This window comes from Serinibacter salmoneus, from assembly GCF_002563925.1.
Classification (GTDB): domain Bacteria; phylum Actinomycetota; class Actinomycetes; order Actinomycetales; family Beutenbergiaceae; genus Serinibacter; species Serinibacter salmoneus.
Map to the genome: position 1 here is coordinate 2,976,907 of NZ_PDJD01000001.1, position 24,651 is coordinate 3,001,557.

22 protein-coding genes are annotated in these 24,651 nt (G+C 71.7%); 12 read left to right on the top strand and 10 right to left on the bottom strand.

From position 1 onward, the window contains the following. On the bottom strand, positions 1-1,152 hold the full coding sequence (pdhA, locus tag ATL40_RS13270; protein WP_425443396.1) for a pyruvate dehydrogenase (acetyl-transferring) E1 component subunit alpha: 1,152 nt from the start codon (positions 1,150-1,152) through the stop codon (positions 1-3). Between the two features lie 330 nt (positions 1,153-1,482). After that, entirely contained in the window at positions 1,483-2,565 is a 1,083-nt protein-coding gene (hisC, locus tag ATL40_RS13275) for a histidinol-phosphate transaminase (protein WP_098469962.1), read from the bottom strand. 80 nt (positions 2,566-2,645) lie between these two features. Here hisC and ATL40_RS13280 point away from each other — a divergent pair, with 80 nt between their 5' ends. The 4 genes from ATL40_RS13280 to ATL40_RS13295 all read left to right on the top strand — a co-directional run bounded on the left by ATL40_RS13280 (position 2,646) and on the right by ATL40_RS13295 (position 6,231). Continuing rightward, positions 2,646-3,032, top strand: a complete 387-nt coding sequence (locus ATL40_RS13280) for a phage holin family protein (protein ID WP_245867108.1) — start codon at positions 2,646-2,648, stop codon at positions 3,030-3,032. A gap of 48 nt (positions 3,033-3,080) precedes the next feature. Then, positions 3,081-4,514, top strand: coding sequence for an adenylosuccinate lyase (purB, locus tag ATL40_RS13285; protein WP_098469964.1), 1,434 nt, complete (start codon positions 3,081-3,083; stop codon positions 4,512-4,514). 149 nt (positions 4,515-4,663) lie between these two features. Next, complete coding sequence (locus tag ATL40_RS13290; protein WP_098469965.1) at positions 4,664-5,599, top strand: YHYH protein; 936 nt, start codon at positions 4,664-4,666, stop codon at positions 5,597-5,599. Next, positions 5,596-6,231, top strand: a complete 636-nt coding sequence (locus ATL40_RS13295; RefSeq protein ID WP_245867111.1) for a DUF305 domain-containing protein — start codon at positions 5,596-5,598, stop codon at positions 6,229-6,231. Before ATL40_RS13290 ends, ATL40_RS13295 begins: the two co-directional genes overlap by 4 nt. A 44-nt stretch (positions 6,232-6,275) precedes the next feature. Here the strand turns inward: ATL40_RS13295 and ATL40_RS13300 are convergent, their stop codons facing one another. Together ATL40_RS13300 and ATL40_RS13305 are read right to left on the bottom strand one after the other, a co-directional pair. Continuing rightward, positions 6,276-7,352 carry a methyltransferase gene (locus tag ATL40_RS13300; RefSeq protein ID WP_098469966.1) on the bottom strand — a complete coding sequence of 359 codons (1,077 nt, stop codon included), beginning with the start codon at positions 7,350-7,352 and terminating at the stop codon, positions 6,276-6,278. 10 nt (positions 7,353-7,362) lie between these two features. After that, positions 7,363-8,451 carry a DUF2330 domain-containing protein gene (locus ATL40_RS13305; RefSeq protein ID WP_169925986.1) on the bottom strand — a complete coding sequence of 363 codons (1,089 nt, stop codon included), beginning with the start codon at positions 8,449-8,451 and terminating at the stop codon, positions 7,363-7,365. Positions 8,452-8,563: 112 nt separating this feature from the next. On the opposite strand from ATL40_RS13305, the gene ATL40_RS13310 reads away from it, so the two are divergent. Together ATL40_RS13310 and ATL40_RS13315 are read left to right on the top strand one after the other, a co-directional pair. Continuing rightward, on the top strand, positions 8,564-10,918 hold the full coding sequence (locus ATL40_RS13310; protein ID WP_098469968.1) for a heavy metal translocating P-type ATPase: 2,355 nt from the start codon (positions 8,564-8,566) through the stop codon (positions 10,916-10,918). A gap of 114 nt (positions 10,919-11,032) precedes the next feature. After that, positions 11,033-12,214, top strand: coding sequence for an ATP-binding protein (locus ATL40_RS13315; RefSeq protein ID WP_169925987.1), 1,182 nt, complete (start codon positions 11,033-11,035; stop codon positions 12,212-12,214). A gap of 10 nt (positions 12,215-12,224) precedes the next feature. Here the strand turns inward: ATL40_RS13315 and ATL40_RS13320 are convergent, their stop codons facing one another. From ATL40_RS13320 to ATL40_RS13335, 4 genes are read right to left on the bottom strand one after another with little or no spacing between them, the layout of a single operon-like run. Beyond that, positions 12,225-13,037 (bottom strand): ABC transporter permease, encoded by an 813-nt coding sequence (locus ATL40_RS13320; protein WP_098469970.1) that lies wholly within the window; start codon positions 13,035-13,037, stop codon positions 12,225-12,227. Beyond that, a complete protein-coding gene (locus ATL40_RS13325; RefSeq protein WP_098469971.1) occupies positions 13,034-13,972 on the bottom strand; it encodes an ABC transporter ATP-binding protein in 939 nt (312 codons plus the stop codon). Before ATL40_RS13325 ends, ATL40_RS13320 begins: the two co-directional genes overlap by 4 nt. Beyond that, a complete protein-coding gene (locus ATL40_RS13330) occupies positions 13,969-14,271 on the bottom strand; it encodes a transcriptional regulator (protein ID WP_098469972.1) in 303 nt (100 codons plus the stop codon). Before ATL40_RS13330 ends, ATL40_RS13325 begins: the two co-directional genes overlap by 4 nt. Continuing rightward, positions 14,268-14,921, bottom strand: coding sequence for a hypothetical protein (locus tag ATL40_RS13335; protein WP_098469973.1), 654 nt, complete (start codon positions 14,919-14,921; stop codon positions 14,268-14,270). The genes ATL40_RS13330 and ATL40_RS13335 overlap by 4 nt, the downstream gene beginning before the upstream one ends. Positions 14,922-15,024: 103 nt before the next feature. Here ATL40_RS13335 and ATL40_RS13340 point away from each other — a divergent pair, with 103 nt between their 5' ends. The 5 genes from ATL40_RS13340 to ATL40_RS13360 are packed head-to-tail and all read left to right on the top strand — an operon-like array spanning position 15,025 to position 21,642. After that, entirely contained in the window at positions 15,025-15,867 is an 843-nt protein-coding gene (locus ATL40_RS13340) for a CPBP family intramembrane glutamic endopeptidase (RefSeq protein WP_245867114.1), read from the top strand. Between the two features lie 41 nt (positions 15,868-15,908). Then, positions 15,909-18,965, top strand: a complete 3,057-nt coding sequence (locus tag ATL40_RS13345) for a lysylphosphatidylglycerol synthase domain-containing protein (RefSeq protein WP_098469975.1) — start codon at positions 15,909-15,911, stop codon at positions 18,963-18,965. A gap of 30 nt (positions 18,966-18,995) precedes the next feature. Continuing rightward, the gene (locus tag ATL40_RS13350; RefSeq protein WP_098469976.1) at positions 18,996-20,165 is read left to right on the top strand and encodes a protein phosphatase 2C domain-containing protein; all 1,170 of its coding nucleotides are present in this window, start codon (positions 18,996-18,998) and stop codon (positions 20,163-20,165) included. Positions 20,166-20,221: 56 nt separating this feature from the next. Beyond that, the gene (locus ATL40_RS13355; protein WP_098469977.1) at positions 20,222-20,659 is read left to right on the top strand and encodes an ATP-binding protein; all 438 of its coding nucleotides are present in this window, start codon (positions 20,222-20,224) and stop codon (positions 20,657-20,659) included. Next, positions 20,608-21,642, top strand: a complete 1,035-nt coding sequence (locus tag ATL40_RS13360; protein WP_425443385.1) for an aldo/keto reductase — start codon at positions 20,608-20,610, stop codon at positions 21,640-21,642. The genes ATL40_RS13355 and ATL40_RS13360 overlap by 52 nt, the downstream gene beginning before the upstream one ends. Before the next feature lie 52 nt (positions 21,643-21,694). Here ATL40_RS13360 and ATL40_RS13365 read toward each other — a convergent pair whose 3' ends face one another. Next, positions 21,695-22,969 (bottom strand): Ig-like domain-containing protein, encoded by a 1,275-nt coding sequence (locus ATL40_RS13365; protein WP_143556997.1) that lies wholly within the window; start codon positions 22,967-22,969, stop codon positions 21,695-21,697. A 151-nt stretch (positions 22,970-23,120) separates the two neighbouring features. Here ATL40_RS13365 and ATL40_RS13370 point away from each other — a divergent pair, with 151 nt between their 5' ends. Next, on the top strand, positions 23,121-23,690 hold the full coding sequence (locus tag ATL40_RS13370; RefSeq protein ID WP_098469980.1) for an alpha/beta hydrolase family protein: 570 nt from the start codon (positions 23,121-23,123) through the stop codon (positions 23,688-23,690). A 135-nt stretch (positions 23,691-23,825) separates the two neighbouring features. Here the strand turns inward: ATL40_RS13370 and ATL40_RS13375 are convergent, their stop codons facing one another. After that, entirely contained in the window at positions 23,826-24,563 is a 738-nt protein-coding gene (locus ATL40_RS13375; protein ID WP_098469981.1) for a YggS family pyridoxal phosphate-dependent enzyme, read from the bottom strand. Positions 24,564-24,651 lie beyond the last annotated feature (88 nt).

The following is a 24,651-nucleotide window of genomic DNA, read 5'->3' on the forward strand; positions in this document are numbered from 1 at the left end:
TCACCGTCCGGCCGTGGCATCGAGGAAGGAGGACTGGTAGTCACGGAACCAGCTGCGCTCGGCGTCCAGGCGCTGGTGCGGCTCCGCGTAGACGTGGTCGAACATGCTCTCCGGTGCGGGCGGGGTCAGGCTGCGGCAGTAGGTCCGCACGCCCGCGGTGAGTTCCGCGGCCTCGGCGTCGATGCGGGCCTGGGCCTCGTCGTCGAGCACGCCCTCGGCGCGCAGCAGCGCCGCCAGGCGCGCGATGGGGTCCCGCTGGCCCCAGTGCTCCTCCTCCTCGCGCATCCGATACCGAGTGGGGTCGTCAGAGGTGGTGTGGGCGCCCATCCGGTAGGTGACCGCCTCGATGAACGTGGGGCCCTCCCCGCGGCGCGCGCGCTGGAGGGCAGTGGCCGTGGCGGCGTAGCAGGCGAGCACGTCGTTACCGTCCACCCGGATGCTCGGCACGCCGAAGCCGCCGCCGCGCTCCACCAGCGGCACGGCGCTCTGCACGGTGCTGGGCGCGGAGATGGCCCACTGGTTGTTCTGGCAGAAGAAGACCACCGGGGCGTTCGTGGTGGCGGCGAAGACCAGGGCCTCGTTGACGTCGCCCTGGGCGGTGGCGCCGTCGCCGAAGTAGGTGATGACGGCGCGGTCGCGTGCGGGGTCACCGGTGCCGACGTCGCCGTCGCGCTGGATGCCCATCGCGTAGCCGGTGGCGTGCAGGGTGTGGGAGCCGATCACCAGCGTGTAGAGGTGGAAGTTGTGGGGCGCGGGGTCCCAGCCGCCGTGCTGGGTGCCGCGGAAGAGGTGCAGCAGTTCGCGCACGGGCAGGCCGCGGACGTGCGCGACGCCGTGCTCCCGGTAGGAGGGGAACACGTAGTCCCGGGGGGCCAGGGCGTGCGCGGAGCCGATCTGCGCGGCCTCCTGCCCGCGCGACTCCGGCCACAGGCCGAGTTCGCCCTGCCGCTGCAGGCTCGTGGCCTCACGGTCGAAGGCCCGGGTGAGGCTCATGTCGGCGTACATCGCCAGGAGTCGCTCGGCGTCGAGCGTGGCGGCCAGGGATGCGAGCGCCTCGCCGTTCGGGACGGCGGGATCGGGCGCGACGCGCTCGCCCTGCGGGGTGAGCAGCCGCAGCGTGCCGGGCACGTCGCACGGGTCTGACCACGGCAGAGGCTGCGCTGAGTCGGGTGTCGCCTGGGGGGAGTCGGGTACGTCGGGGGCGTCGGCTGCTGCGTCGGTGCGCGACGGTCCGGTCACTGATCCTCCTGAACCTACGTTTCCGTAACCTACGGGGTCGTAGCCTACGGTAGCGTAAGTTAGAGCGAGCGGGAAGAGTGGCCGAGTGGCGCCGTCGAGCGGGCGCCTGCGCACCACCCACCCCGCCGAGCGGGTTCTTACGCAGCGCGCGGACGCGAGAACTCAGCCCAACCACACGCTCGGCGTCACTGGGGGCGGCGCAACCGCACGCTCGGCGTGCGCGGCGGAGCGGGGGGCGAGCGCCTACGAGGTGGGCGCGCCCGCGGCGAGGAACTCTCCCGCCACCGCGATCACGATGTCGTTCGCCTCGGGTTCCCCGATGGTGACCCGCACGCCGTCGCCGGCGAAGGGGCGCACCAGCACCCCCGCCCTGGCGAAGGCCGTGGCCAGCACGCCCGCGGCGTCGCCCACCCCGAACCACACGAAGTTGCCCTGTGCATCCGGGATCGACCACCCCTGCTGCCGCAGCGCGGCCAGCACCCGAGTGCGTTCAGCGACCACGGCATCCACCCGCGCGAGCAGTTCGTCCTGCGCGGCCAGGGACTCCACCGCGGCGGTCTGCGCCAGGGCGTTGACCGCGAACGGGGTCGTGGTCGCCTGGAATCCGGCGATCAGCCGCGCCCGGCCGAGCGCGTACCCCACGCGCAGTCCGGCCAGGCCGTACGCCTTGGAGAACGTGCGCAGCACCACCACCCGGGGGTCCTCCCGCAGCAGGGCCACCGAGTCGAGCGGATCGGCCTGATCGCGGATGAACTCCACGTACGCCTCGTCGATCACCACGAGCACGTCCTTCGGCACCGACTCCAGCACGCGGCGCACCTGCGCGGTGCCGAGCGCCGGCCCGGTCGGGTTGTTCGGCGTGCACAGCAGCACGGCCTTGGTGCGCGGGGTGACGGCGGCGATCATCGCCTCGAGGTCGTGCTCCGCGCCCGCGGTGAGCGGCACCGGGACCGGCGTCGCGCCCGCCACCTGCGTGAGGATCGGGTAGGCCTCGAAGGACCGCCAGGCGAACACGACCTCATCACCCGCGCTGGTCAGCGCCCGCAGGATGGTCTCGAGCACCCCCACCGACCCGTTGCCCACGACCACCTGGTCCTCGCGCACGCCGTGGTAGGCGGCGATCGCCTCGCGGACCCCCGCGGCGGCCATGTCCGGGTACCGGTTCATGTCCGTGGCGGCATCGGCCACCGCCGTCACCACCCGCGGCAGCGGCGGGTAGGGGTTCTCGTTGGAGGAGAGCTTCTCGGTCAGCGACCCCGAGGGACGAGCGCCGGCGACGTAGGAGGGCAGCGCGGTGATGTCGTCCCGCAGTGTCACTTTGGCCATGACACCAGCATGCCGCCTCACCCCCGGCCATGTCTCGCGCCCCCGCGCCGAGATCCATCCGGCGTGGGATCATGGGCGGCGTGAAGGAATTCCTCGCCCGAATCGGCGTGACGGCGATCGCCGTGTGGCTTGCCCACCTCATGGTCAGCGGCATCGAGGTGACCGCCGCCGACACCTGGTGGCAGCAGGTCCTGATCTACCTGGGGGTGGGCCTCGTGCTCGCCCTGGTCCAGATGATCATCAAGCCGTTCGTCAAGGCGCTCACGTTCATCCTGTACATCCTGACCCTGGGCCTGTTCAGCCTCGTGGTGAACGCGCTGCTGCTGATGCTGGTCGGCTGGCTGACCAGCCACTTCGAGTGGGGTCTGCAGGTGGAGAGCTTCTGGCCCTCCGCCGTGCTCGGCGCCCTGGTGATCTCGATCATCACCGGCATCCTCAGCATCTTCCTGCCGCGCGGCCGGGACTGACCCGGACCACCTCGACACCCCCACCCAGCGATACGGGAGAATGCCGCCATGTCTGACTCCGCGTGGACCCCCCTTGCCGCCGACCCGACCATCGCCCTCGGCCCGCTGGACGGCCGCTACCGCGGCGAGGTCGCCCCGCTGGTGGACCACCTGTCCGAGGCGGCGCTGAACCGCGCCCGCCTGCACGTGGAGGTCGAGTGGCTGATCCACCTCACCGAGGTCGGCGCCATCCCGGGCGCCCCCACGCTGAGCGAGGCCGAGAAGACCTACCTGCGCGACGTCGTCGCCTCCTTCGGACCCGACCAGATCGCCGAGCTCGGCGCGATCGAGGCGGAGACCCGGCACGACGTCAAGGCCGTGGAGTACTTCCTCAAGCGCCGCATGAGCGCCGCCGCGGACGTGCTCGGCGAGACCTCGCTGCCCGCCGCGAGCGAGCTGGTGCACATCTTCTGCACCAGCGAGGACATCAACAACCTCTCCTACGCGATCACCATCCGCTCGGCCGTCACCGAGGTCTGGCTGCCCGCCGCGCGAAAGGTGAGCGACGCCGTCGCCCACCTCGCCCGCGAACACGCCGCCACCCCGATGCTCGCGCGCACCCACGGCCAGCCCGCCACCCCGGTCACGCTCGGCAAGGAGTTGGCGGTGCTCGCCCACCGGCTGCGCCGTCAGATCGCGCGGATCGAGCAGGACGAGTTCCTCGGCAAGATCAACGGGGCGACCGGCACCTACGGCGCGCACGCGATCTCCGTGCCGGGAACCGATTGGGAGGCGGTGGCCGGCGCGTTCGTGGAGCGCCTCGGGCTGACCTGGAACCCGCTGACCACGCAGATCGAGAGCCACGACTGGCAGGCCGAGCTGTACGCGGACCTCGCCCGCTTCAACCGGGTGCTGCACAACCTCGCCACCGACGTGTGGACCTACATCTCGCTGGGCTACTTCGTGCAGAACCTCGCCGCGCAGGGCTCCACCGGGTCCTCCACGATGCCGCACAAGGTCAACCCGATCCGGTTCGAGAACGCCGAGGCGAACCTCGAGGTCTCCTGCTCGCTGCTGGACAACCTCTCCGCCACCCTGGTCACCTCGCGGCTGCAGCGCGACCTCACCGACTCCTCCTCCCAGCGCACCATCGGGGTGGCGTTCGGGCACTCACTGCTGGCGATCGGGAACGTCACCCGCGGCCTGGCCGGCCTGGACGTGAACGCCGAGGCGATGGCCGCCGACCTCGAGGGGAACTGGGAGGTGCTCGGCGAGGCCGTGCAGTCCGCGATGCGCGCCGCCGGGATCGCCGGCGCCACCGGGATGGCGGACCCGTACGAGCGCCTGAAGGAGCTCACCCGCGGCCGCCGGGTCTCCGGGGCGGACATGCGGGCCTTCATCGGTGACCTCGGGCTGCCCGACGACGTGGCGCAGCGCCTTCTCGCGCTGACCCCCGTCTCGTACACGGGGTACGCCGAGCGCCTCGTGGGTCACCTGGCGTAGTCGCCTGCAGAACCACCTCGTAGTACCTGCAGAACCACCTCGCGGTGCCTCCCGATACTTCCCAGCCGGTTCCCAGCAACCACACAAGCACCTCCGCCATTGTGGCTCCTGACCACGCAGCACCACTGCGAACCGGAAGGAACCACCCCATGACCATTCGGCGAACCGCTCCTCGCTATGCGGCACTCGGAGCCGTACTGGCTGCATCGCTAGTGCTCGCCGCCTGCTCGAGCGACGACGGCACCGCCGACACGACCGCGGCCGACACCACGACCGAGGCGACCGACGAGGACACGACGGAGGAGTCGACGGACGACACGAGCGCCGACGACACGACCGCAGCCGACACGACGAACGACGACGATGTCGCGACCGCGGTCGACGTCGTGACGGGGTGCGAGGAGATCGCGGCCCTGTTCACCACCGACGGCCCGGCGAACCCGGATCTGCCTGATCCCGAGTCGTCCGCTGTGTGCGACGGTGACACGATCGTGATCACCTCGAACGGAATCCCCGACTACACCTACATCGAGACGAGCCCCGGCCCGCCCTCAGCGCAGGATCTGACCTACGAGATCCCCGCCGAACCGACCGTGGCCGACGACACCACCGACGTGCCGTTGATCGGCGCGCTCGGGGTCACCCTGGCCGGCATCCCGATCTACGGACCGACGGAGGGAACCGGCGGTGACGTCGGCTCGATCGACGGCATCCTGATGGAGTGCGGGAGCCACAACGGCCCGACCGGTTTCCACCTGCACCTCGTCGGCACGAGCGAGACGACCGATTGCGACTTCAGCCCCGACGAGATCGCATCAGGCCCGCAGCTGCTGGGCTACGCGTTCGACGGCTACCCGATCTACACCGGCAACGACCAGTACACGTCGTCGTGGGAGCTGACCGACGAGTCGCTGTTCGCGAGTGACACCTGGGCCGCCCACACCTACGTCGAAGGGTCCGGCGACCTCGACGAGTGCAACGGTCTCACCGACGCCGACGGCAACTACGCCTACTACACGACCGATGAGTTCCCCTACGTCCTCGGCTGCTTCGTCGGCGACGTCGAGATCCGAGGCGGCAGGTGACCGTCGGCGGCGCCACCGTCGATACCGGCCGGCGGCGCCTGCTCGGCCTCTCGCTCGGCGCCATCGGCATGGCGGTCACCGGCGCCACACTGAGTGCGTGCGCCCCCGACGAGGGCTCGTCGGACGAACCGACCGAGGTCGACGTCGGATTCCTCACCGACATGAGTGCCCACCACAGCCAGGCGCTCGTGTTGTGTCAACGGGTACTGGGCGGCGACGTCGGCACCCCGGTCACGGCTGCGGCGGCAGAGGTGCTGCAGAACCAGGCAATCGAACTCGGCACGATGCGTGCGTGGCTGGCGGACTGGGGCCAATCGACGGCACCGCCGGAGACGGTGATGGCGTGGATGCACGGCGGTGGCGGCATGCCGCTTGCCGAGATGCACGGTCTTGCGTCCGACGCCGAACTCGCTGAACTCTCCCGGCTCGACGGACTCGAGCAAGGCCGCTACTGGCTCGAACTGATGTCGGCCCACCACGAGGGCGGGGTGACGATGGCAGAGGCGGCGGTCGATCTGGCCTCGAGCGAGAAGGTGATCCGTCTCGCCGAGACCCAGGCCGCCGTCCAGTCGTTCGAGATCGAGCAGTACCGCCAACTCCTGGACACCACCTACGCCCTCAAGACGGGGTAGCCGGACACCGAGCGACAGGAGCGGGCGACCACGAGGTGGGTGGGTCAGGCGCGGGTGAGCAGGTACAGCCGGGGGCGGTGGCCCTTGGCGAAGTACTGCGGGCCGCGCTCCACGTGCCAGCGCTGGTCCGCGGCCAGCACCCGCTCGAAGCGGCGGATGTCGTGCGTGAGGATGCCGGCGCGTAGGTCGGGTGATCCGAGGCGGTCGACGGCGTCCAGCAGCCCGACGTAGAGCGTCTCGTTGGTCTCGTGCTCGCCGATCAGCTCACCCCAGGGCGGGTTGCACACGATCGTCTCGTAGCCGGCCTCCGACTCCGCACCCTCCGACCCGAGATCGAGCACATCGCCGGTACGCACCTCGACCTTGCCGCGCAGTCGAGCCGCGCGCAGGTGGCGCCGGGCGGCCTCCGTGGCCTCGGGCGCCTGGTCGATCGCGAGTCCACGCTCCACCCGAACCTCGCGACGGGCAAGGCGTTCCACGGTCAGCGTCCCCGATCCGCACATGAGATCCGCGAACGTCGGCGCGAGGCCGACCTGGTCCACCACTGCCGCCGCGATGGTCGCGTTCAGCGCGCCGGGATAGCGCTCGGTGCGCCAGGCACGGGTGGCCAGCGGCCTCGGCGTGGTCCGGATCAGCAGTTCCCATCCGGGCGCTCCCCCACGTGCCCGGCGCACCCGCACCAGCAGGTCGCCGTCGGGGTCCACCGGCACGCCCGCGAGGGCCGCGACCTCCTCGGCCACCCGCAGCATCAGCGGGGTGTCCGAACCGGCTGCCTCCAGGCGCAGCCCGGCGAACCGCACCCGCGGTCGCTGCCGCGCGAGGAGGTCCAGCGCGTCGTGCACCTGCCGCGTGACCTCCGTGGCCAGCAACCCGCTCGGCCGCCGCTCGGGTGAGGTGATCACCAGGTATCCGGCGACGGCGCAGCGCAAGTTTCCGACGGCGCTCAGGAGCGCGGGGGTCGCCTCCCCTCGGAGCGCGAACTCCTCCTGGTCGCTCGCGGGGCTCACGCCCCGATCCCCCGCGGGGGCCACCGCATCGGCCACGATCAGTCCCGCCCGTGCGGCCTCCTGCCGCAGCGCCGGTCCCACGCCGGGCAGCACCTGCAGGACCACGCCGGTCACGTCGCCCCCCTCAGTGACGCATAAGCCGTGAGACCACCACTCCGGCCACCGCGATGACCACCAGGCCCAGACCCACCAAGGCCGGGCCCGCGTGCATGCCCAGCACCATGCGGTCCACGATCACCACCTCGTTGCGGCTGATGTCCGGGAGGGTCGACCCGGTGAAGTAGGCGTTCTCCGTGACCTGGGTTGCGGGCGCGGTGAATGCCTGCTCGGAGAGCGTCAGGTAGCCCGAGCCGCCGTAGGGCTCGAGCCATCCCTGCAGTTCGGGGGTGTCGGCGGCGCTGATCGGCCCCGCGAACAGCACCTCGGCGCCGCCGCGCAGGTCGTCGTCGCGGTCGATGCGCTGCTCGTGGATCACGTAACTGCGAATGGTCACGGCGCGGCTGGAGGCACCGTCGAAGAGGATCGGCTGCACCATCCGGTCGGAGGCGAAGGACAACTCGATGGGCGGCAGGACGCCGTCGAAGCCGCCGTCCACCGTCAACTGCACCACGGAGAAGGACCATCCGGCGTCGGCGTAGCGGTCCACCACCGCCTGAGCCTCCTCGGAGATCGCCATCCCGGCATCGCTGATCCACGTCGCCAGCGCCTCCCGGTCGCCCTTCTCGGTGGTCATCACCTCCGAGGTGGTGACCTCCTGCGGCTCCAGCGGGGTGGCGGCCTCCTCGGCCTGCTCGGAGAAGTACTGCGGGTCCGGCCACCACCGACTGACCTCCTCGACCTCGGGCGCGGCGAGCTCGGCGACCAGGTCCATGGTGGCGGCATCACCCACGGACACCTCCGCCGGGTTCGGGGTCGGGAAGATCGCCAGAGCCGTGGAGGCGTCACCGCGCACCGCGAGTTGCACCAGGGAGCGCTGCTGCCCGTCCACGCGGCGGAGCACCGCGGACTCGGCGACCACGAACGCCTCCTCCCCGGGAACGGTGGCCAGGCGCCCACACAGGCAGACCTCGACCTCCTCGACCTCCTCCGTGGCGTCCGTACCCTCGGCTGCGGCCGGCCCGGCCAGGGGCGCGAGGGCGAACAGGGCGCCCGCGAGGGACGCGACGAGGGTCGCGATCGGGCGACGACGAGCGGGGTGACGATGACGACTCACCCGCTCAGGGTAGGCACTCCACGTGCCGAACGCGTGGGGCACGCGCGCGGGGACCCTCGCGCGACTGCGTCCCCCCCTCGCATTTGATACCCCTAGGGGGTATGCTGCGGTGATGAGCACCACCGAAGTCGACCTCGCGGTCGAGGGCATGACCTGCGCCTCCTGCGTCGCGCGCGTGGAGCGCAAACTGCAGAAACTGCCCGGCGTGCGGGCCGAGGTGAACCTCGCCCTCGAGCGCGCGCACGTCACTCTCACCGAGCCCGTGGACACCGAGGACCTGCTCGCCGCAGTCGACTCCGCGGGCTACTCCGCGAGGGTCCTGACCCAGCCCGAAGCCGACCCGGCGCCTGAGATCCCCGGGCCGGACTACGACCAGGCGCTCTCTGCGCACGGCGGCCACGGCGGAAGCGATCACCCGGGCACCGACCACGCCGCCGGCCACCACGACGGCGACACTTCCGCCCCGACGGCCGACCGCGGCACCATGCTGCGGCGCCGGCTGATCGTCGCCGCGGTCCTCACGCTGCCGGTGGCGCTGCTGTCCATGATCCCGCCGCTGCAGTTCACCGGCTGGCAGTGGGTCGTGGCGGCGCTCGCCCTACCGGTGGTGACCTGGGCGGCCTGGCCCTTCCACGCGGCCGCGTTCAAGGCGGCCCGCCACGGCTCCTCCACGATGGACACCCTGGTCTCCCTCGGCGTCATCGCCGCCACCCTCTGGTCGCTGTACGCCCTGCTGTTCGGCGGCGCGGGCGCCCTGGGGATGCGCATGGAGTTCACCCTGCTGCCGCGCTCGGGCGGCCACGGCACCCCCGAGCTGTACTTCGAGGTGGCGGCCGTGGTCACCACCTTCCTGCTGGCGGGGCGCTACGCGGAGTACCGCGCCCGACGCTCCTCCGGTGATGCGCTGCGCTCCCTGCTGGAGCTCGGCGCGAAGGAGGCCCACCTCGTGCTGCCGGACGGCACCGAGCGCCTCGTCCCGATCGCCCAGTTGCGGGTGGGCGATGCCTTCCGGGTGCGCCCGGGTGAGAAGGTCGCCACGGACGGTGAGGTGATCGAGGGGACCTCCGCCGTCGACGCCTCCATGCTCACCGGCGAACCCGTCCCCGTGGACGTCGGCCCGGGGGATGCGGTCACGGGCGCCACGATGAACACCTCCGGCGCCCTGACGGTGCGCGCCACCCGGGTGGGGGCCGACACCGCCCTGGCCCAGATCGGCGCCCTCGTGGCGCGCGCGCAGACCGGGAAGGCGCCCGTGCAGCGCCTCGCGGACCGCATCTCGGCCGTGTTCGTGCCGATCGTCATCGCCCTGGCCGTGGCCACCCTGGCCGTCTGGCTGATCATCGACGCCACGAACGGCGGCCTGAGCACCGACGGCGTGCAGGCCGCGTTCACCGCCGCCGTCGCCGTGCTGATCATCGCCTGCCCCTGCGCCCTGGGCCTGGCGACCCCGACCGCGCTGCTGGTGGGCACCGGCCGCGGCGCGCAGCTCGGCATCCTCATCAAGGGCCCACAGGTGCTGGAGGCCACCCGCCGGATCGACGTGGCCGTGCTGGACAAGACCGGCACCGTGACCGTCGGCGCGATGAGCGTCGCAGCGGTCGCACCGATCGGGAACTCCACCCGCGCGGAGGTCCTGGCGGTGGCCGGCGCGGTGGAGTCCTCCTCGGAGCACCCCATTGCCCGGGCGATCACGACCTCCGCCCGCGAGGCCGGTCCGCTGCGAGAGGTGCGGGACTTCGGCAACCAGGCCGGGTCCGGCGTCACCGCCACGCTGACCGACGGCACCGAGGTCGCCCTCGGGCGCCCGGGCTGGGTCGCGGATCGGGCGGGCGGGGCAAGCGAGGTGGGCGACGTCGTCGCTCGCCTCGAGGCCACCGGTGCCACCACCGTGGTGCTCGCCTGGGGCGGGCAGGTCCGCGGTGCGATCGCCCTGCGGGACGAGGTCAAGACCTCCTCAGCCTCCGCCATCGCCCGGATCAAGGACCTCGGGATCACCCCGGTGCTGCTCACCGGGGACCAGGAGGCGGCCGCCCGCGCCGTGGCGACCGAGGTCGGCATCACCGAGGTCATCGCCGGGGTGCTGCCCGAGGGCAAGGTCGACCAGGTGGAGCGGCTGCAGCGCGCCGGGCACGTGGTGGCGATGGTGGGCGACGGCGTGAACGACGCCGCCGCGCTCGCCCAGGCCGACCTGGGGCTGGCGATGGGCACCGGCACGGACGTGGCGATCGAGGCCAGCGACCTCACCCTGGTGCGTGGCGACCTGGACGCGGTCCCCACGGCCATCGCGCTGTCGCGCCGCACCCTGCGGGTGATCAAGCAGAACCTGTTCTGGGCCTTCGCCTACAACGTGGCCGCGATCCCGCTGGCCGCCCTGGGCCTGCTCAACCCGATGATCGCGGGTGCTGCGATGGCGGCGAGCTCGGTGATCGTGGTGAGCAACTCGCTGCGGCTGCGCAGGGCGGGCTGAGACGGCACCCCGGGGCGATGCCTCGGGAAGAGGCGTCACCCGCGCACACCATGCATATCACACACTCTACGCTTGTATAAGCGAATCCGTTATACGGGCTGATAGAGTCTGATCGTGGACCACTCACGAAACCCGTACACGCCAGGAGCGGGAACTCCACCCCCCGCACTCGTCGGGCGCGACGACGAACTGGCAGCCGGACGCACAGTCATCGCTCGGACCTCTCGAGGGCGCGTCGCGCAACCGCCGATCCTCTACGGGCTACGTGGCGTCGGGAAGACCGTGCTCTTGAAGGCCCTTCAGGCCCAGGCAGACAAGGCAGGCTGGCTCACCGTCGAGATCGAGGGCACCCAAACAGCGAGCCAGCAGGACCAGACCCGGCAACGCCTTGCCCGGGCGCTTGTGACCAGTGCTAGGGCTCTCACGCCACCGCGGCGCACATCACAAGCATGGCAGCGGGCGCTGGCGACGATCTCGGCGTTCTCTGTCGCGGTCGGCCCACTCGGGATGACCGCCACCCTTGGCGTCGACCCGGCGCGCGGCCGTGCGGACTCCGGTGACCCCTCGATCGACGTCGAAGAACTGGTCTCCGATCTGGTGCCGGCACTCAAAGAGTCGGGAATAGCCCTCGCGGTGTTCGTCGACGAGATACAGGATCTTGACGCGGCAACCCTCAGCGCTCTGATCGCCACACAGCATCGGGCAAGCCAGAAGGGCTGGCCCTTCCATCTCTACGGGGCAGGTCTCCCCAACGTCCCCGGGAGAATGGCGGAGGTGCACTCCTATGCCGAGCGCTTCCACTTCATGCGCATCGGCGCGCTCTCAGCGAGGGATGCCCGCAGCGCCCTCGAATCCCCGGCTGCGGCCGAGGGAGTCTCGTTCACAGAACCCGCAGTCGAACGGCTGGTCCAGGTCTCGGGCGGGTATCCATACTTCATCCAGGTGTACGGGGACCAGGCTTGGCGCAACGCCCCCGGTCCGAGTTCGATCACCTACGACGACGCACTCGCAGCGGTGACGACGGGCACCGCGGTCCTGGACGAGAGCCTCTTCCACTCGCGATGGGACCGCGCCACGCCCGCGCAGAAGCACCTCATGCGCGCGATGGCGGAAGACCGCAGCAGCAGCCAACTCTCCGACCTCGTCAGTCGGCTCGGAAAGCGACGTCCGAGTGACCTCAGCGTGGCACGCGATGCGCTCATCAAGAAGGGCTTGATCTTCGCACCGGATCGAGGAATGCTCCAGTTCACCGTCCCCCACATGGACGACTACATTCGCCGTCAGCACGAGGGCTGAAGCGCAGTTCTCAGCGGAACCGGCGGCCCTCATCGCGCCGGTAGGCCCACACCGCGAGCGCCGCGAACGCGGCCGTCCACGCCAGGAACACCGGCAGCGCCAGCGCGTAGCCCTCGGCCCCCGTGCTCGCCACCACCATGAGCTCGCGCGCGGCACGGGAGGGCAGCGCCATCGAGAACGTGTCCAGCCACCCCGGGAAGGTCTGCGGGGGGAGGAACAGGCCGCCGGCGAAGGCGAGCGGGAACAGGGTGACCTGCACGACGGCGACGGCCGCCTTGGCGGGCAGGGAGTAGCCGATCGCCAGGCCCAGCAGGGTGAAGGGCACCGCGACGGCGAGCGCCACCCCGATCGAGGCGAGCAGCCGCGGGAGGCTGATCGCTGCCTCGGTGAGGAACGCGCCGACCGCCAGGAGCGGGACCAGGGCGATCGCGGAGAAGATCAGCCCGTTGACCACACGCCCGATCAGGCGCGGCGCGGCGCCCGCGGGCAGGGTCCGCACGAAGCCGTCGAAGGGGAGCTGCCGGTCCTCGGCCACGCCGGTGCCGTGCGTGAACAGACAGGCGGACATGATGCCGAACACCCCGAGCTGGGCGATGGCGGCCGTGGCGATCACCGGAACGGTGGAGACCGCGGCGTTCGGCACCACGAAGAACAGGGCGGCCAGGGCCGGGAAGAGCGCGGCGCTGAGCACGGCGATCGGGATGCGGATGGTCTCGGTCACCTGCATCCGCACGTGCAGCGCGCACAGGCGCAAGAACCCGGGGGTGCCCGACGGCGTGGCGCCGCCCAGCGGACTCGCGGCGGAAACGCTCGTGGTGCTCATCGCTGCTCCAGAAGGCTCGGGACGGGCGCACCCGCCGGGGTGTCGGTGCCGCTCGCGGCACCGGGCTTCGTCATCGCGAGGAACGCCTCCTCGAGGGTGGCGCCGCGCACCTGCAGGTCGTGGAACTCGACCCCGGCCCGCACGAGGTCGCGCACCAGGGCGTCGGAGTCGGCGGTCACGACCTGCGCGCCCGACCCGGCCCAGGTGGCGCCGGCCCACTCGGGCGAGGTGAGCTGCGCCGTCGTGCCCTCGGGGAGGGTGACGCGCACGTGGCGGGCGCCGACCCGGGCCACGATCGCGGCGAGGGAGTCATCGGCCAGGACGTGCCCCTCGTCGATCACCACCACGCGCTGCGCGAGAGCCTCGATCTCCTCCAGGTAGTGGCTGGTGACCACCACGGTGGAGCCGCTCGCGTGATAGGCGCGCACCGCGTCCCACAGCACCCGGCGGGCATCGACGTCCAGGCCGGTGGTGGGTTCGTCCAGGAGCACCAGGCGCGGCCTCCCCACGATCGCCAGGGCGACCGCGAGCCGGCGCTTCTGCCCGCCCGAGAGTCCGCCGGTCTGGCGTCGGGCGAGCGGGGTGAGGTCGAACATCTCCAGCAGCTGCGCCGTCGGGAGCGGATCGGGGTAGTGCCCGGCGACGAAGTCGACCACCTCGGCCACTCGCAGGGTGGGCGGCAGGCCCGTCTCCTGCGGGGTGGTGCCCAGGGTGGCGCGGGCGGCGGCGTGGCGCGGGTCGCGCCCAAACAGGCGCACCGTCCCGGCGGTGGGTTTGCGCAGCCCCGCCACAAGGCTGAGCAGGGTGGACTTCCCGGCACCGTTCGGGCCGAGCATGCCGATCAGTTCGCCCTCGCCGAGGGTGAGGGTGACGTCGTCCAGCGCGGTGACGGACTCGAACGTGCGGGTGACGTGCTCCAGGGTCGCGACGCTCATGAGGATCCTCCCAAGATCGCGGTCAGTGCGGTGCGGTAGGTCCGCAACGCGGTGCGGCCCTCGGGTGTGAGGGCGAGGTAGGTGACGGGGGTGCGCTTCTCGTGGGTCTTGGTGACCTGCACGTAGCCGGCGTCCTCGAGCTTGCGCAGGTGGGTGGAGAGGTTCCCGGCGGTCATCTCGAGCTCGCGCTGCAGCCGGGGGAAGGCGATGGTGTCGTCGCGGGCGATCTGTGCGAGGGCCGCCACGATGCGCAGCCGGGCGGGGGCATGGATGACCGGGTCGAGGCCGTCGGTGCTCATGCCCGGCCCCGAGTGCGAGCCTGGGTGATCACGGCGATCGACGCCCTGATCAGCAATCCACCACCGCCGGCGAGCGCCATGATCCAGTACAGGGCGGGCAGGCCCGCCAGGCCGGCCACGGCGGCAACCACGGCGATCCAGACTCCGAGCAGGAACCAGGTCATGTCGCGGTACATCGCACCGCCCGCCATGTACAGGACCCCCACGAGGATGGTGAAGGCCCCGTTGGCCGCGATCGCCATCGCCTCGCCGTCGACACCCGCATTGCCCAGGGCGCCGACCATCACGCTGACCACCACGAAGGAGATCGGCCAGGTGATGCCGTACATCACACCGGCTCGGGTGCTCGCACCGCGGAGCCCGGCCGAGCGGCGCGTGATGTGGACGGCGGTCAGCACCCCGGCGGCCAGGAGCAGGGCGCCGAAGACGACGAACGCCCCGGCGGGCGGCAGTCCGTTCGCGTTCTGCGTGAGCGCGAGGGTGCCGTAACCGAGCAGCCAGGCCAGCCCCCACGCGCCGTACAGCAGGCGGGGGTCGGGCTGCAGGTGGTCGCGCAGGCCGCCGGCCTCCTCGATCAGCGCCTGGGCGGCCGCGGCGTCGAACGGCTCGGCGTCGTCCTTGTGCGGCGCTCCCTCGGGTTGCGCGTCCATCGATCCCCCTTGCAGAGTGGTTTGCGTTGCAAACCAGTTTGCTGCCGTGTAGTGCGGTTGTCAAGGGGCGCATCGGACAGCCCGGCCTGGTAGAACGGCCCCCATGACCCCGCCTCCCCCGGGTGCCGACATGCCGAACCTGCCGCCGCCATCTCCCAGCGCACCGCCCCCCTCCGCGCGGGCCGTGCGCCGCCGCCTGACGTGGGAGATCTGGCTCGTGCTCGGCGTCAGCCTGCTGGGCAGCGCCACTCTGGCCGCGCTGAACCTGCTGGACCGCTACACGATCGACGTCCCCCTCGCCGAGCAGTCGGCCACCCTGAACGCCACCGCGAACGAACGCGGCTGGCTGGACCTGCTCTACCAACTTCGGCGCATCGCCTTCCTCGCCCTGCCGGCGCTGCTGGCGCTGTACCTGCTCTCGGCCAACGGACGCTCCGCCGTCCGGCGCATCGGCCTGGACCTGACCCGCCCCGGACGCGACCTGCTGCACGGCCTCGCGCTGGCCGCCGCCGTTGGGATCCCGGGCCTCGGCGTCTACCTGGCGGGCCGCGCCCTGGGGATCACCGTGGAGGTGCGACCCGCCGCCCTGGACGCCTTCTGGTGGACGGTGCCGGTGCTGATCCTCGCCGCCGCCGCCAACGGGTTCCTCGAGGAGGTGGTGGCGGTCGGCTACCTCGCCGAGCGCCTGCGGGACCTGCGCTGGGGGATCGCCGCGATCATCCTGGCCAGCGCCCTGCTGCGCGCGAGCTATCACCTCTACCAGGGCCCGGGCATGGCGCTGGGCAACCTCGCGATGGGGGTGCTGTTCGCCTGGTACTACCTCGTGCCCTCCTGGGGACGGCGGGTCATGCCGCTGGTCGTCGCGCACACCCTGATCGACGTGGTGGCCTTTGTGGGGTACGCGCTGCTGCCCGCCTCCCTGCTCGCGACACTCGGACTCGCCTGAATCGGCCTGACGTCGCCGCACACGGCTCCTAGACTGACCGGGTGTCGGACGATCCGCGGGAGCGCGAGGGCGCAGACGACTCCGTGCCGGGCTACCAGCCCACGGAGCGGCTGGACCGCGCCAGCCTGCGCTCGATCGCGGCCGGCATCGACCCGGCGCAGGACGAGCCGGTCGAGGAGGACGAGGGCCTGATCGACCCGCGCACCGGTGAGGTGATCGAGCAGGAGACCGTGCTCATCGCCCGCCGCCTGCCACGCCCCGTGCGCCGCACGCCGACGCCGCTGCGCACCGTGACCATCGTGGACCTCCCGATCTACCGGCTGCGGCGCCCGGGCGACCTCGTCAGCGCCGTGATCGTCGCGGTCTCGATCCTCGTGGTGCTGCTCATGGCGGTCTTCGCCCAGCACACCACCGAGGGCGTGACCGAGGACGTGCAGGCGGCCCTGCCCGGCGCCCTGCGCAACCTGCTGCTCGGTGCCGTGAACGTGCTCGAGGGCATCACGATCTTCATCCTCCCGCTGGTGATCTCCGCCGTTCGCCTCGCCCGGCGCCAGGTCCGGGCGGTGCTGGAGGCGACGGCCACCGCCGCGGTCGCCGTCGTCGTCACCTGGGGCGCCATCTGGCTGCTGGAGACCTGGGGCACACCGCAACTGGTCAACGGGGTGACCGCCACCGACGTGGATCGGCTCTCCTTCGTGCCGATCATGGCCGCCCTGGCGGCGTTCCTCACCGTGGTGGGCGCCCCGGACCGCCGCCGCCTGGTGCGCTGGACCTGGTACCTGCTGTGGCTCACCCTCGCCCTGCAGGTGCTGCGCAGCGGCATGACCCTGCCGGGCGGCCTGACCTCCATCCTCATCGGTTACGGCCTGGGCCTGCTGGCCCGCTACGCCAGCGGCGTGCTCGGCGACCGCGCCTACTCCGCGGACCTGGTGCACGCCATGCGGCGCTGCGGGATCGACCCGGAGCGGGTGCTGCGTCTCGTGGACGGGCAACCGGTGGAGGGCGCGAGCGTGGAGACGGTCCTGGGGGAGGGCCCGATCGGCTTCGCCACCAGCGGCGAGTCCCACGAGGCACACCCGCACCGGACCCAGACCCAGGCGCAGACCCAGGCGCAGGAGCCCGCCGCGACCACCGCCGAGGGGTCCTCGAACCCACCGCAGCCTGGCGCGCCCCGAACCCCCGAACGCGACCCCCGGGACCTGGTGGCCGCGTGGGAGGTCTCGATGCAACTCCCGGTGATCGATGCGCCGATCATCCCGCCCGGCTCAGGCGCTCCCGATACCGACACCGACACCGACACCGACACCGACACCGACACTCCCGCCACGGCTGGAGGGTCCGGTGCCCCCAGCCAGACCGCGCCGTCCGGCGAGCGCGCCGCCTCCCCGACCGCCGGCGGCCGTATCCCGGTGCGCCGCGCCACGGCCGTGATCGGTGAGGACGAGGGCGAGAACCGGATCTACTCCGTGCGGGACGCGCAGGGGCAGTACTGGGACGTGGGGGTGCTCGACGGCGACCGCCAGGTGGTCGGGATGCTCGAGACGATCTGGGCTACTGCTCGCCTGCGGGGACTGCGGCACCGCACCGCGGTCTCCTTGCAGGCCTCCGCGGAGCGCGCCGCTCTGCTCACCTACGCCGCTCGCGCCGCCGGCGTGCACGCCCCGGAACTGCGCGGCATGACGATCGAGGCGGACTCCGCCGTGCTGGTCTCCGAACATGTCTCCGGCACCCTCACCCTCGACGACATCGACGCCACCCGCCTCAGCGACACCGTGCTGGACCGGATCTGGCGCGAACTGCTCACCGCCCACGCCGCCGGCATCGCCCACCGCTCCCTGGACGCCCGGGCCATCCTGCTGAACGCCGAGGGCCACGTCTGGCTGACGAACTGGTCCCAGGGAGAGGTCTCCTCCCCCACCCTGGCGCGCCGCCTGGACCAGGCGCACCTGCTCGCGCTGCTCGCGCTGCGCGTGGGCGCCGAGCGCGCGATGGCCTCGGCCACCCGCAACCTCACCAGTGAGGACCTGCGCGCGATCGCGCCCATCCTGCAGCCGGTCGCCCTGCCCGAGCGCACCCGGGCGGCCGCGCGGCGCAACAAGAAGGAGATCAAGAAGCTCCAGGAGCTCCTGCTCGCCGTCCTGCCCACCGGGGAGGACGTGGAGCAGATCGCCCTGCGCCGCTTCTCCGCACGCACCATCGTGACCGTCACGGTCGCGATGGTCGTCGGCTGGATCGTCATCACCTCCTTCAACCTGCCGCAGATGGTCGCCTACGTGCAGCAGGCCAATCCCTGGTACCTGGTGGCGGGCTTCGCTCTCGGCCTGTCCACCTACCTCGGCTCCGCGCTGGGTCTGGTGGCCTTCTCCCCGGTGCGGCTCGGGGTCTGGCGCACCACCCTGGTGCAGATCGCCGCCTCCATCGTGGGCCTGGTGGCGCCCGCCGGCGTGGGGCCGGCGGCCATGAACCTGCGGTTCCTGCAGAAGAACAAGCTCGACACTCCGATGGCGGTGGCGACGGTGGCGCTGGTGCAGGTCTCCCAGTTCGTCACCACGATCCTGCTGCTGCTCGCCGTCGCGCTGCTCACCGGCTCCTCCGGCGCGCTGGACCAACTGCCGTCGGGCACCGTGCTCATCGTGGCCGGATCCATCGCCGCGGCGATCGGCGTCGCCCTGGCGGTGCCGACCGTGCGCCGCTGGGTGGTCTCGAAGTCCGCCCCCACCCTCAAGCAGGTCTGGCCGCGCCTGGTGTGGGTGGTCGGGCAACCGCACCGGCTGCTGCTGGGCCTGGGCGGGAACGTGATCATGACCGCCGGCTACGTGGCGGCGTTCGGGGTCACCCTCCTCGCGTTCGACCAGACCCTGCCGATCACCTCCCTCGCGATCATCTACCTCGCCGGGAACGCCGCCGGATCCGCCGTCCCCACACCCGGCGGCATCGGCGCGGTGGAGCTCGCCCTGACCTCCGGACTGACCGCGGCAGGCATCACCGCCAGCGTCGCGCTGTCGGCGGCTTTCGTCTTTCGACTGTTGACTTTCTGGGGTCGTGTGCCGCTGGGATGGCTCGCGCTGCGCTACCTGCAGAAGCGAAACCTCGTGTAGGTGCCGGTTCTGCGCGACAATGGCTGCACCATGAGCCTCACCTTCAGCAGCGCGGCGCGGTCCGACGTCGGGCTCGTACGCGAGAACAACGAGGACACCGGCTGCGCCGGCCCCACCCTCCTCGCGGTGGCCGACGGCATGGGCGGCCACGCCGCGGGCGAGGTCGCATCCTCGGTGGTGATGTACGCCCTGCGCGAGCACAGCGAGGACCACACCCCCGAGGCGATCACCCAGGCGGTCGAACGCGCCCAGGGTGCGCTGCAGGCCATGTCCCTGGTCGACCCGGACCTGGACGGAATGGGCACCACCCTGGTGGCCCTCGCCGTCGGCCCCCAGGGTGTGAGCCTCGCCCACATCGGCGACTCACGGATCTACCGCCTGCGGGACGGCTGCCTGGACCAGATCACCACCGATCACACCCACGTGCAGCGCCTGGTGGAGGCGGGGCGCCTGACCTCCGCGCAGGCCCGCCACCATCCGTACCGTTCGGTGATCCTGCGCTCCATCGACGACACGCACGCCGACCTGCCGGACGTGAACCTGACCGAACAGCTCGCCGACGGCGACCGCGTGCTGCTGTGCAGTGACGGCCTCTCGGACTACCTCACGGACGCCCAGCTCGCCGGGATCCTCTCGCACGGCTCCCCCGCCGTGTGCGCGGAGGCGCTGGTCACCGCCGCCCTGCAGGCGGGCACGCGGGACAACGTCACCGTGGTGGTGGCCGATGCCCGCGACGCCGACTCACCCGCGGAGCCGGCAGCACCCCGAGCTGAGGGCACCGAGGGCAGCGACGTGGTCACCGTGGGCGCGCGGGTGCTCGACGCGCCCTTGAGCGCGGCCGCTCGCGCAGTCCTGGCCGAGACCTTCCCCGCGCTCGCGTCCGCGTTGACCTCGGGAACCGATCCGGAGACCCACGGCGCGACACCGGAGGCTGCGGCAGGGCAGGAACCTGCCGCACCGCAGGAGGCTACGGACCGGGGCGGCGACGAGGGATCCGAGGTGCCCGCCGCAGCGAGGCAGGCCGTGCGTAGCGGTGCGGCCCCCCGCGGGCGTGAGGAGTCCCGCGCCGCCGGCTTCGGCGCCGAGGCCCTGAGCGCCGGCAACAACGGGGTGCGACGGGCAGACCTCGGGTGGATCGCGTTCGTGGCACTCAGTTTCGTGGCCACCACGGCCACCGTCTGGTTCACGGCGGGAGGGTGAGGCGGCTGGCCGCAGCGAGGCAGACGGCGTAGGTCAGGTAACAGGGGGCAGGAACGATGCAGTACATCTGGGTGACACCCGACGCAGCAGGCGTGCGGGCGGCACGCGGTCACGCGGCACGGACGATGGACCGGCTGGGCGTGCGCGACGCAGACCGCGAGGTGCTGCTCGTGCTCGTCAGCGAACTGCTCACCAACGCGGTGATGCACGGCGTACCCCCGATCACCCTGGCCATCGGCTCCCGCGCTGACGGCTGCCGCATCGAGGTCTCGGACGCCAGCACCACGCCACCCTGGCTGCGCACCGGCGATCAGGCGAGTGGCGGGCACGGGCTCCACCTCGTGGACCGGCTCGCCACCGCGTGGGGCACCGAGCCGACCACGATCGGGAAGTTCGTCTGGCTGGAACTCCGCGGGGTCCTCCCCCGACCTACGATCGAGGAGTGGACACCTACCCGCGTTATCACCCCGCCGAGGATCGCTACTCCCGCATGACCTACCAGCGCTCAGGCCGCAGTGGCCTGGCGCTTCCCCGCATCTCACTCGGGCTGTGGCACAACTTCGGCGATGCCAACCCCCGCGAGACCCAGCGCGCGATGCTGCGCGCCGCGTTCGACCACGGGATCACGCACTTCGATCTCGCCAACAACTACGGCCCGCCCTACGGCGCTGCCGAGGCCAACTTCGGCCAGCACATGGCCTCCGACTGGCGCCCCTTCCGGGACGAGCTGATCATCTCCAGCAAGGCGGGCTGGGACATGTGGCCCGGGCCCTACGGCGACGGCGGCTCGCGCAAGTACCTCGTGGCCTCGCTCGACCAGTCCCTGCGGCGCATGGGACTGGACTACGTGGACATCTTCTACTCCCACCGCCGCGACCCGAACACACCCCTGGAGGAGACCATGGGGGCGCTGGACGCGATCGTGCGCTCCGGCAAGGCGCTGTATGTCGGCATCTCCTCCTACAACGCCGAGGACACGGCGCGCGCGGCACAGTTGCTGCGCGAGATGGGCACGCCGCTGACCATCCATCAGCCGCGGTACTCCATGCTGGACCGGTGGATCGAGCAGCCCGGGGCGCACGAGAGCACGGACGGCCGGTCGCTGCAGGACGTGCTGGATGCCGAGGGCGTGGGATCGATCGTGTTCTCCCCCCTGGAGCAGGGGGTGCTGAGCGACCGGTACCTGAATGGGATCCCGGAGGGTTCCCGCGCCGGGAGCGACGGGCGCTACCTCTCCGGTGGGCAGATCACCGATGAGGTGCTGGCCAAGGTGCGTTCGCTCGCGCCGATCGCGGAGTCCCGGGGGCAGACCATCGCGCAGTTGGCCCTCTCGTGGGTGCTGCGTGGCGGCCGGGTGACCTCCGCGATCATCGGCGCCTCCCGGGTGCAGCAGGTGGTGGATGCCGCCGCCGTGGGCCAGGCCCCGGACCTGACGGAGGACGAGGTAGCCGCGATCGACGCGGCGCTCGCGGACTGAACGACGCGAGCGGCGGGGCCGTCAGCGCGACCCCGCCGCCCTCGCGGCGCTGTCAGTTGCGCAGTGCGGCGCGGCGACGCACCAGCAGGACCAGTCCACCGGTGAGCACCAGGCCGGCGGCGACGAGTCCGCCGACCGTGGCGTCACCGGCTCCGGTCCTCGGGAGTGCCGGCGTCGTCGGCTCCGGCGTGGTCGGCTCCGGCGTCGTGGGCTCCGGCGTCGTGGGCTCCGGCGTCGCCGGCTCCGGCGTCGCCGGCTCCGGCGTCGTGGGCTCCGGCGTGGTCGGCTCCGGCGTCGTCGGCTCCGGCGTCGTCGGCTCCGGCTCGTTGTCGCCGCTGCCGGATCCGCCCGAGGAGTAGGTGTAGGTCAGGTCCTGTCGAAGGGTGTGGGACTCCCCGGTGATCTCATTGGTGAGCACCGCGGGGATCTCCAGTCCCTCGGGGACGTTCGAGCGGTACCCGAACATGTACATCTCCGTTCCCTCGACCACGTCCATCGTGAGGGTGAAGGAGGTGTCGTCGTCGCTCACCACGAGGTCGTACTCGTGATCAGCGAGCCAGCGGGAACCAGGGTGGCTGAACGGGTCGGGTGCGTCCCAGGGGGCCACGTCGAGGTCCCACACCACCACCCACAGGTCAGGCTCGCCGTCGACCCGGCGTAGCGTCTGCCCCTGGCCCAGGGTGTCGACCAGTTGGATCTCCTCCCCCTCGACCTCATCGGCGGGCAGGAACACCCGCCACTCCACGACCTCGGGGTCCTCGCGCCAGACCCACCCTGCCTTGTAGGGGTTCTCCGGCTCGCTGACGCCGCCACTGCCGATCACGCCGTCGTCCCCGGGCAGGTCGATGATCACGACCCCGTCACCACTGTTGATCGGGAACTCCACGCTGTCCTCACTCGTGGACTGCGCTGCCTCCATACGGAAGAAGAGATCGAAGTCGGTGAAGTCGTCCTTCCCGTCCACATATTCCGTGAGCGTGCAGGTCACCTCGGTTGCCGTCACGACGCAGTGGGCAACCTCGTCACCCGTCTCGGGATCACGCACCACCACACTCGGGTCCGGGATCCCGACCAGGGTCGCTGGGAAGTCGATCGTGAAGGTGTCACCCGAGGCGACATCGTCCGGCAGCGAATACTCCAAACGCAGGTCGAACTGCTCATAGACCGTGAGCTCACCGTCGAGCGGGTCACCCGTTGTCGGATCCGTGAACGTGACGCCGGATACCTCCGGAACCACCTCCGCGGCCATCGCACCCGGCGCCACCAGCGCCACCGATCCAACCAGCAGCGCAGCGGCCCCTACCGCTGCACGGCGACGTGTCAACATACATCCCCCTGGGTGTCACGGGGGCACGTCGACCAGCGCGGATCACGCGTGGTTATTTCCCCCTGCGCCGCACCATACCGGAGTCGACATAGGGTTCGGGTCCGACGTTCGGCCCTGTGAATGCCTCGGCACTGCGTGCCTACGATGACGCATGCCTCACGCGAGAACCGAATCGGCAGGCCTGCTGCTGTATCCCGGCGCCGGCGGGGGACGCGATGCCCGCACCCTGGTGGCCGCGGAGCAATCGCTCGCCCCCTTACCGGTCCGCCGGGAGGAGTTCGCCAACCGCACGGCGGGCAAGAAGGGGCCGGAGCGGCCGGCTGCCGCCGTCGAGCACATCCGGGGGGCGACGGCGCAGCTCGCCGCGGACCTGGGGGTTCCCACCTCGCGGATCGCCGTGGGCGGACGCAGCTTCGGCGGTCGAATGGCCTCCGTGGCCGTGGCGCAGGGCCTCGAGGTCGGTGCCCTCGTGCTCCTGTCCTACCCCCTGCACCCGCCGGGCAAGCCCGACCGGCTGCGCATCGAGCACCTGGCGGAGATCGGGGTGCCGACCCTGGCGATCTCCGGGGAGAAGGACCCGTTCGGCTCCCCCGCGGAACTCACCGAGCATCTCGCGGCGATCCACGACCTCACGCTGCGCTTCGTCCCCGGCCCGCACGCCCCCGCCGACGGCCCGGTGCTCGAGATCGTCCGCGACTGGCTCGGCCTCGGGGGCTCGTAGCCCCGGGCACCTCACCCGCGCCGCCACTCCCGCCGAGCGCGCGCCTCCGCACGCCCTCTATCGCCGAGCGTGCTCTTACGCAGGCCCGCGCCGCCTCGCCTCAGCACAACCACCCGCTCGGCGAGCGCGGGGCGGTCAGACCAGGGGCGGTCGGGCGCCGAAGAGGGCGCTGCCGACCCGGATCACGGTGGCGCCCTCCTCGATCGCGAGCTCCAGGTCCCCGGACATCCCCATCGACAGCTCCGGCAGCGCCACACCCGAGGTCGCGCTCAGTCGATCCCGAACCTCACGCAGTGCGGCGAAGCACCGACGGGTCTCGGCCTCGTCCCCGCCGCGGGTCGCGATCGTCATCAGCCCACGGACCTCCAGGCGATCGCACGCGGCCGTGGCCTCCAGCAACGCCTCCACCTCCGACGCCGCGCACCCGGACTTGGCCTCCTCACCGGAGGTGTTGACCTGCAGCAGCGCCGTCATCCGCCGGTCGGCCTGCTCCAACCGGCGCTGCAGCGCCTGCGCGACCTTGGCCGAGTCGACGGTCTGGATCTCGTGCGCCACTCGCGCCAGGTCACGGGCCTTGTTCGTCTGCAGCGGCCCGATCATCACCCAGCGCGGCGCTGCCTCCTCGACCTGCGCCGCCTTCACGAGAAGCTCCTGCACCCGGGACTCCCCGAACTCCGAGACGCCCAGCTCGCGCGCCCGCTCCAGCAGCGGCATCGGCACGGTCTTGGACACCGGGAGCAGCTGGACCTCCGACACCCCCCGACCCGCACGTTCCGCGGCGGCAGCCATCCGCTCACCGATGCGCTCCAGCCGGCCCGGGAGGAGGGCGAGGCGTTCGCTTAGGTGATCATCGCCGTCGGGCCTGGGATCCATACCCCCAGCCTGCCACCAGGGCGAGATCATCTCACCTGCGCGGCACTCACCCGATGTAGCCTCACCCGAAGATGCAGGCGTCCATCGT